Below are 5813 nucleotides of genomic sequence, written 5' to 3'. Positions count from 1 at the left end.
GGGTGGGCTCGCGGACCGTCCCACCGAGGACCTGTCCGGCGGGCAGTTACAGCGGCTGACGCTCGCCGGTGCGCTCGCCCGCCGCCCGGCCCTGCTGATCGCCGACGAGATCACCGCGATGGTCGACGACGCGAGCCGCGGCGCCCTGCTCGACCTGCTCGCCGGCATCGCCCGCGACGGCACGGCCGTCGTGCTCGTCACCCACGTCGAGGGGGAAGCGGCCACGGCTCGTCGCGTCGTCCACCTCGACCGCGGGCGACTCGTTCCCGCGCCCGCGCGGACCGCCCGGGCCGTGACGGTGGCGACCCCACCGGCCGTCGTCGACCCGATCCTCGAACTCCGCGACGTTACCCACACCTACGCCGCCCGGACCCCCTGGGCGCACACCGCGCTGCGGAACGTGACGCTGACGGTCGGTCGCGGCGAGGGGGTGCTCGTGGTGGGTGCGAACGGCTCCGGCAAATCGACCCTCGCCTGGGTACTGGCCGGACTGCACCGGCCCACCGCCGGCACCTGCACGCTGAAGGGCACCCCGACCGCCGACCTGCGCGGCGATATCGGACTGGTGTTCCAGCAGGCGCGACTGCAGCTGCAGCGACCCACCGTCGCCGAGGAGATCTGCGACGTCGCCGGCCTCGACTACATCGACCGCCCGTACGTGGCCGCGGTGCTGCAACGCGTCGGCCTGGGCACGCACCTGGTGGACCGTGCCGTCGACAGGCTCAGCGGCGGCGAGATGCGGCGCGTCGCGATCGCCGCACAACTCACCCGCGCCCCGCGCGTGCTGGTGCTCGACGAACCGCTCGCCGGGCTCGACGACGCCGGCCGCCACGAGCTCGTCGGACTCCTCGGGTACCTGCGCGAGACCGAGCACATGACGATCGTGGTCATCTCCCACGACCTGCACGGCATGGAAGCGGTGTGCTCGCGCACCGTGGTGCTCGATGCCGGCACGATCGTCGACGACCGGACGGTGGCGGCATGAGACGCACCGGCGCGCGAAGCCCGAACCGGAGCACCCGGCGTCCCCTGATCCTGCTGCGCCCGGTGCCACGTGAAACGCCCGTGCACCGGCTGTGGGCCGGCACCAAACTCCTCGCCGCCTCCGCGCTGGCGGTGACGGTCGCGTTCGTGCCGTCGTGGACCGGCCTGCTGGTGCTGGCCGTCGTCCTCGCGACGGCGATCACCGTGGCGCGGATCCCGCGCGGCGCGGTGCCCACCGTCCCGTGGTGGGTGTTCGCGTCCCTCGGGTTCTTCGCCGTGCTCAGCTCGTTCGGCGGGGGCCTCGACCCGTATGTGCGATCGGTCCTGGTGGGCCTGGCGCTGCTGGTCTGCGCGTCGCTGGTGGGGTGGACGACCCGGCTCGGTGACATCGTCGACACCCTCCCGGTGCTGTTCGCGCCGCTGCGGCTGCTGCGGTGCCCGGTCGACGAATGGGTGACCACGTGCACCCTCGCGCTGCGCGTGCTGCCGTCCATCCGGGAGGAGTTGCGCATGGTCTTCGCGGCCCGTGCGCTGCGCGGCCGTCCCGGTGTGCCGACCCCGCGCGGGCTGTGGCACCAGGTCGTCGACGCCGTCGGAGCCGTCGTGTCGGTGTCGCTGCGTCAGGTCCGCGACCTCGGCGACGCACTGGCGGTCCGGGGGCGGCGGACCGTGGTGCGGACCCGGCCGCGTCTGGGAATCGGGGATCTCGTGACGGTGGTGGCGGTCGCCGCCGCGTGCACGGTGATGGCCGTCTGGGGATGAGCGATCCGTAGGCTGCCGCCATGCCCGAGATTCGCGTCCTCGACACCGAACCCGATCTCATCGCATCGTCGAACCTGTTCCGCACCGCCATGGTCGGCCTGCCCGCCGTGCCCCCGTACGAGCCGGGGCAGATCCGGGAACTGCTCGAACCAGGGCGCACACTCGGCGCATTCGTCGACGGCGTCATGGTCGGGACCGCGGATTCGGCGACCAGCGGCCTGATCCTGCCCGGTGGCCGGAGGGTGCCGCATGCCGCGGTCACCCACGTCGGGGTCCTGCCCACCCACACCCGCCGCGGGGTGCTCACCGCGCTGATGCGTCACCAGTTGCACGACGCCCGCGACCGCGGCGAGGTGGTCGCGACCCTGCGCGCCTCCGAGGCGACCATCTACGGCCGCTTCGGGTACGGGGTGGCGAGCACGTCGCACACCCTCGAGCTGGACGTGCGGCGAGCGCGACTGCTTCCGTCGGTGGCCGGGGGAGGACCGGTGCGGCTGCTCGAGCCGGGTGCGGTGTGGGAGGTGCTGCCGCGGATCGTCGACACGCACCCGTCGACACGGCCCGGCACCATCGACCGCATCCCGCTGTGGTGGCGCGGTCGCGAGTTGATGGCACAGGCCGGTAGCGGGCCGAATTATGTTGCTGTCCACGGTGATCCGGGTTCGGAGGACGGGTTCGTCCGGTACCGGCCGATCGGCACCGACCGCTGGTTCGGCGGCCGCGACCGCACCGTCGTCGTCGACGACTTCTACGCCCCGACCCGCACCGCCTATCTGGGACTGCTCCGGTTCCTGCTCGCGCTCGATCTGGTCGACATCCTCGTGTTCAGCGCCGTGCCGGAGGACGATCCGCTGCCGTGGCTCCTGACCGACCGGCGCGCGGTGCGGTTGCGCAGCGCCGACGACGAGACGTGGCTGCGGATCCTCGACGTACCCGCCGCGCTGGATCACCGGGTCTTCGACGGGGACGCCGCGGTGCGGATCGGGGTCGTCGACGAGCTGCTGCCGGAGAACACCGGCACCTATCGGATCGCCGCGACCGGAAGCTGCCGCACGGACGCCGCACCGCAGGTGGAGGTGGAGGTCGCGACGCTTGCCGCGGCGCTGCTCGGCGGAACCCGATGGCACCGGCTCGACCGTGCCGGACTGGTCCGTGTGCACGACGACTCGGCGCTGCCGCAGCTCGAGCGGTTGTTCGCGACCACTGAGGCGCCGTTCGCCGGGGTGATGTTCTGAGGCGCCGTTCGCCGGGGTGATGTTGTGACGGTGTCCTAACGGATCTCGGTGGCCGGGTCCAGGTGCAGCAGCACCTGGGTGGCGACCCGTGCCCCGCCGAGCGCCCGGGCCGCGCGCTGCGCGGTGTCCTCGGCGCTCGCGGTGAACTCGGCGACGTCGATGTTCGGGTCGGCGTGCACCGTCACCGACAGGGTCGGCAGATGCCGCTCGACGACCGCCCGGCTCCGCACCGACCGCACCCCCGGCAGCGCCGCGAGTTCGGCGGCGACCCCGTCGGCGACGGGGCCGAGTTCGACGCCGAGCGTCGCGTCCGTGACCTGGTCGTAGAGCTGCACGGTGGAGGTGCGGCGCCGCGACAGGTTCACCACGAGCAGCACGATTCCGACGGTCAGGCCCACCGCGACCGCGCCCCACAGCGCCGCCGTCCACCACGGCTGGTCGGGCACGTCGATGACGCGGGGCCGGTCGAGCCGCGCGAGGGAGTCGCGGGTGAACGGCACCCGGCCCACCCAGGCCAGGGCGAACGCCCCCAGGCCGAGCAGCGCGAGTCCGACGGCGAACGTCACGAACCGATTGACCAGGACGGTGCGCAGTTTCACCGGTTCACCTTCACGACGAGGGGGATCGGCTCCGCGAGCAGGGCCAGGTTCGGTTCCACCGCGGCCCGGACCGCGGCGGTGAGATCGGCGACCGGGGTTTCGTCCTCCACGGTGATCCGGACGACGGCGCGGCGCCGGTCGACGACGGTGCGGGCGGTCGCCACCCCGCTCAGGGACGACGCGTGGGCACTGCACATGCGGGCCAGGTCGGTGCGCCGCATCCACACCGTCGCGACCGGCCCGGCGACCTGCAACGGCAGGTGGGTGCGGCGCCGCGGTTTGCAGGCGACCGCGAGTAGCACGACCCCGACGGCGACGCACGCCGCGGCGGCCACGGGGATCCACGGCTCCCAGTGCAGCCGCCCGAACCACTCGAAGGAGTTCCGCAGCCACGGTGCGCCGCCGTAGGTGCCCCGCACGATGAGCAGCTCCCGCGCGGCGGTGAACGCCAGGATCAGCGCCGCGACGGCGATGAGCGCCGCCGCGGGAGCAGCGGCCGGGTAGGCGAGCGGCGGCAGCGGCGCGACGACGGGAACGGGGGTGCGTGGTTCCGTACGGCCGGCGACGATGTCCGATTCGAGATACTCGACGGGAATCGCCGCGTCGCTGTCCGCGTCCTCGGGGACGGCCGTGGCGGCGACGACCACGTTCAGTTCGTGCACGGACAGGCCGGTGAGTTCGCGCAGTTGCCGTTCCACCGAATCGTGCACGCGGCGGGTGAGCATCGCCGCGTCGTACGGCCATTCGGCGGCGACGTACAGGTTGACGGCGACGGCGTTGCCGCCCGTGGTCACGTCGGCGCGCGGCAGTTCACGGCCGGTGAGGAGGCTCAGACCGCTGCTGCGCCGGACCACACCGGGAACCTGCAGCGCTGCGGCGGTGGCGATCCGCGCGACCGCGCGGTCCTTGATGAGGAGCGAACCGCGGTGGCCGCGGGTGTCCTCCGGTGCGGGCTCGGCCGGTGTCTGTGTGTGCGGCTCGGCCGCGGTCTGCGTGTGCTGCTCAGCCACGACCCCGGCTCCTGAGCAGGGCACCGAGGTCGAGCAGGCCGTCGCGGTGTGCGCCGATCGCCATGCCGAGGGCGCCGAGCAGTACCGCGAACAGCAGGCCGCTGAATCCGCCGATGATGCCCGCGATGGCCAGCAGCAGTCCGGCGAGGAGACCGATGACGGTGTTGTTGATGGGCGTGTGGTTCACGGTGCCGCCTCTGTGCGCTCGTAGGGCTCTGTGTGCTCGTCGGTCTGCAGATCCTCGATCGTCACCTGCACCGGCACCGCGACCATCGGGGCGATCCGCGCGTGCACCGCCTCGGCGACCGCGGGCAGATCCGCCGGGTAGCGGGCCACGATGTGCACCGCGCACAGGTCCGCGCCGATCCGGATGCCCTCGATGCGCCGGCCGGGCAGATAGGTCGCGATCTCGCCGAAGACGCCACCGTGCAGTCCCGCGACACCGGGGACCGCGAGCGCGGCCTCGGCGACGCGTTCGGCAAGTTCCGCCGTGGGCGGCGTCCCGGCGATCGTCACTGCACTCGCGGCTTGGCGTCGTCGACGAGACCGGCGGCTTCGTCGGGCAGCACGACGTCGAACACGGTGATGTTGACCTCGGTGACTTCGAGACCGGTCATCCGTTCGACCGCGCCGATCACGTTGTGGCGGATGGCGACCGCGAGTTCGTGCAGTGCCACGCCGTATTCGGCGATGATGCCGATGTCGATCGCGGCCTGCTTCTCACCGACCTCCACGGCGACACCCTGACCGTGGTTGATGCGCGCGCCGGGGATCCGGTCGCGCAGCGCCCCCACGACGCGGGTGGTGCCGGCGCCGACGTCGAACACGCCGCTGATCTCGCGGGTGGCGATGCCGGCGATCTTGGCGACGACGGCGTCGGCGATGATCGTGCGGCCCTGTGTGTCGACGGGGCCGGGCGAGACGCCGGCGCCGAACTGTACGCGGCTGATTCCTGCGCCGCTGTCGCTGGTCATGAAGGACTCCTCGGAAGCGCTGCCGGTGTGTCCGTGGTCGACTCCGTTGTCTGCACGTTGTCCTCGACTCTAGTGACTCCCGGGACCGGATGGGACGCGCGTGGGGCGGTGTTTCCCGGACCGGCTGCCGAAGCGTAGGACTGTCGCCCGTGATCACCGTTTGGTAGAAAAGTTGAACGGTATCGAGGGTGACCGGCGTCACCACTATCGAAGGATGAATACGTGTCGACTGATCATGTGACCGAGGGC

Annotated in this window: 8 protein-coding genes; 3 read left to right on the top strand and 5 right to left on the bottom strand. The window is 72.3% G+C overall.

Translation table 11 applies throughout. The annotated features are described in order from the left end of the window. From M1M07_RS31735 to M1M07_RS31725, 3 genes are all read left to right on the top strand, one after another. On the top strand, window positions 1-985 hold a 985-nt coding region (locus M1M07_RS31735; RefSeq protein ID WP_248676695.1), incomplete at its 5' end, for an ABC transporter ATP-binding protein. Beyond that, a complete protein-coding gene (locus M1M07_RS31730) occupies window positions 982-1746 on the top strand; it encodes an energy-coupling factor transporter transmembrane protein EcfT (protein ID WP_248676694.1) in 765 nt (254 codons plus the stop codon). The genes M1M07_RS31735 and M1M07_RS31730, both read left to right, overlap by 4 nt. 20 nt (window positions 1747-1766) lie before the next feature. After that, on the top strand, window positions 1767-2981 hold the full coding sequence (locus M1M07_RS31725) for a GNAT family N-acetyltransferase (protein ID WP_248676693.1): 1215 nt from the start codon (window positions 1767-1769) through the stop codon (window positions 2979-2981). Window positions 2982-3016: 35 nt separating this feature from the next. Here the strand turns inward: M1M07_RS31725 and M1M07_RS31720 are convergent, their stop codons facing one another. The 5 genes from M1M07_RS31720 to M1M07_RS31700 are packed head-to-tail and all read right to left on the bottom strand — an operon-like array spanning window position 3017 to window position 5564. Continuing rightward, window positions 3017-3580 (bottom strand): hypothetical protein, encoded by a 564-nt coding sequence (locus M1M07_RS31720; protein ID WP_197256545.1) that lies wholly within the window; start codon window positions 3578-3580, stop codon window positions 3017-3019. After that, on the bottom strand, window positions 3577-4590 hold the full coding sequence (locus tag M1M07_RS31715; RefSeq protein ID WP_248676691.1) for an Asp23/Gls24 family envelope stress response protein: 1014 nt from the start codon (window positions 4588-4590) through the stop codon (window positions 3577-3579). Before M1M07_RS31715 ends, M1M07_RS31720 begins: the two co-directional genes overlap by 4 nt. Beyond that, window positions 4583-4762: a DUF2273 domain-containing protein gene (locus M1M07_RS31710; RefSeq protein WP_197256555.1), complete on the bottom strand. Its 180-nt coding sequence runs from the start codon at window positions 4760-4762 to the stop codon at window positions 4583-4585. Before M1M07_RS31710 ends, M1M07_RS31715 begins: the two co-directional genes overlap by 8 nt. An 11-nt stretch (window positions 4763-4773) precedes the next feature. Continuing rightward, window positions 4774-5100, bottom strand: a complete 327-nt coding sequence (locus M1M07_RS31705; protein WP_197256553.1) for an Asp23/Gls24 family envelope stress response protein — start codon at window positions 5098-5100, stop codon at window positions 4774-4776. A 2-nt stretch (window positions 5101-5102) separates the two neighbouring features. Continuing rightward, entirely contained in the window at window positions 5103-5564 is a 462-nt protein-coding gene (locus M1M07_RS31700) for an Asp23/Gls24 family envelope stress response protein (protein WP_197256541.1), read from the bottom strand. Window positions 5565-5813 lie beyond the last annotated feature (249 nt).

This window comes from Rhodococcus sp. HM1 (assembly GCF_023218075.1).
In the GTDB taxonomy this organism is placed as follows: Bacteria; Actinomycetota; Actinomycetes; order Mycobacteriales; family Mycobacteriaceae; genus Rhodococcus.
Note: the sequence above shows the minus strand (reverse complement) of the source record. Positions and strands in the feature narration are given on the sequence as shown.

Excerpts from the sequence above, each read along its gene's own strand:
- M1M07_RS31730 (WP_248676694.1), top strand. The coding sequence starts at position 982 with ATGAGACGCACCGGCGCGCGAAGCCCGAACCGGAGCACCCGGCGTCCC.
- M1M07_RS31700 (WP_197256541.1), bottom strand. The coding sequence starts at position 5,564 with ATGACCAGCGACAGCGGCGCAGGAATCAGCCGCGTACAGTTCGGCGCC.
- M1M07_RS31725 (WP_248676693.1), top strand. The coding sequence starts at position 1,767 with ATGCCCGAGATTCGCGTCCTCGACACCGAACCCGATCTCATCGCATCG.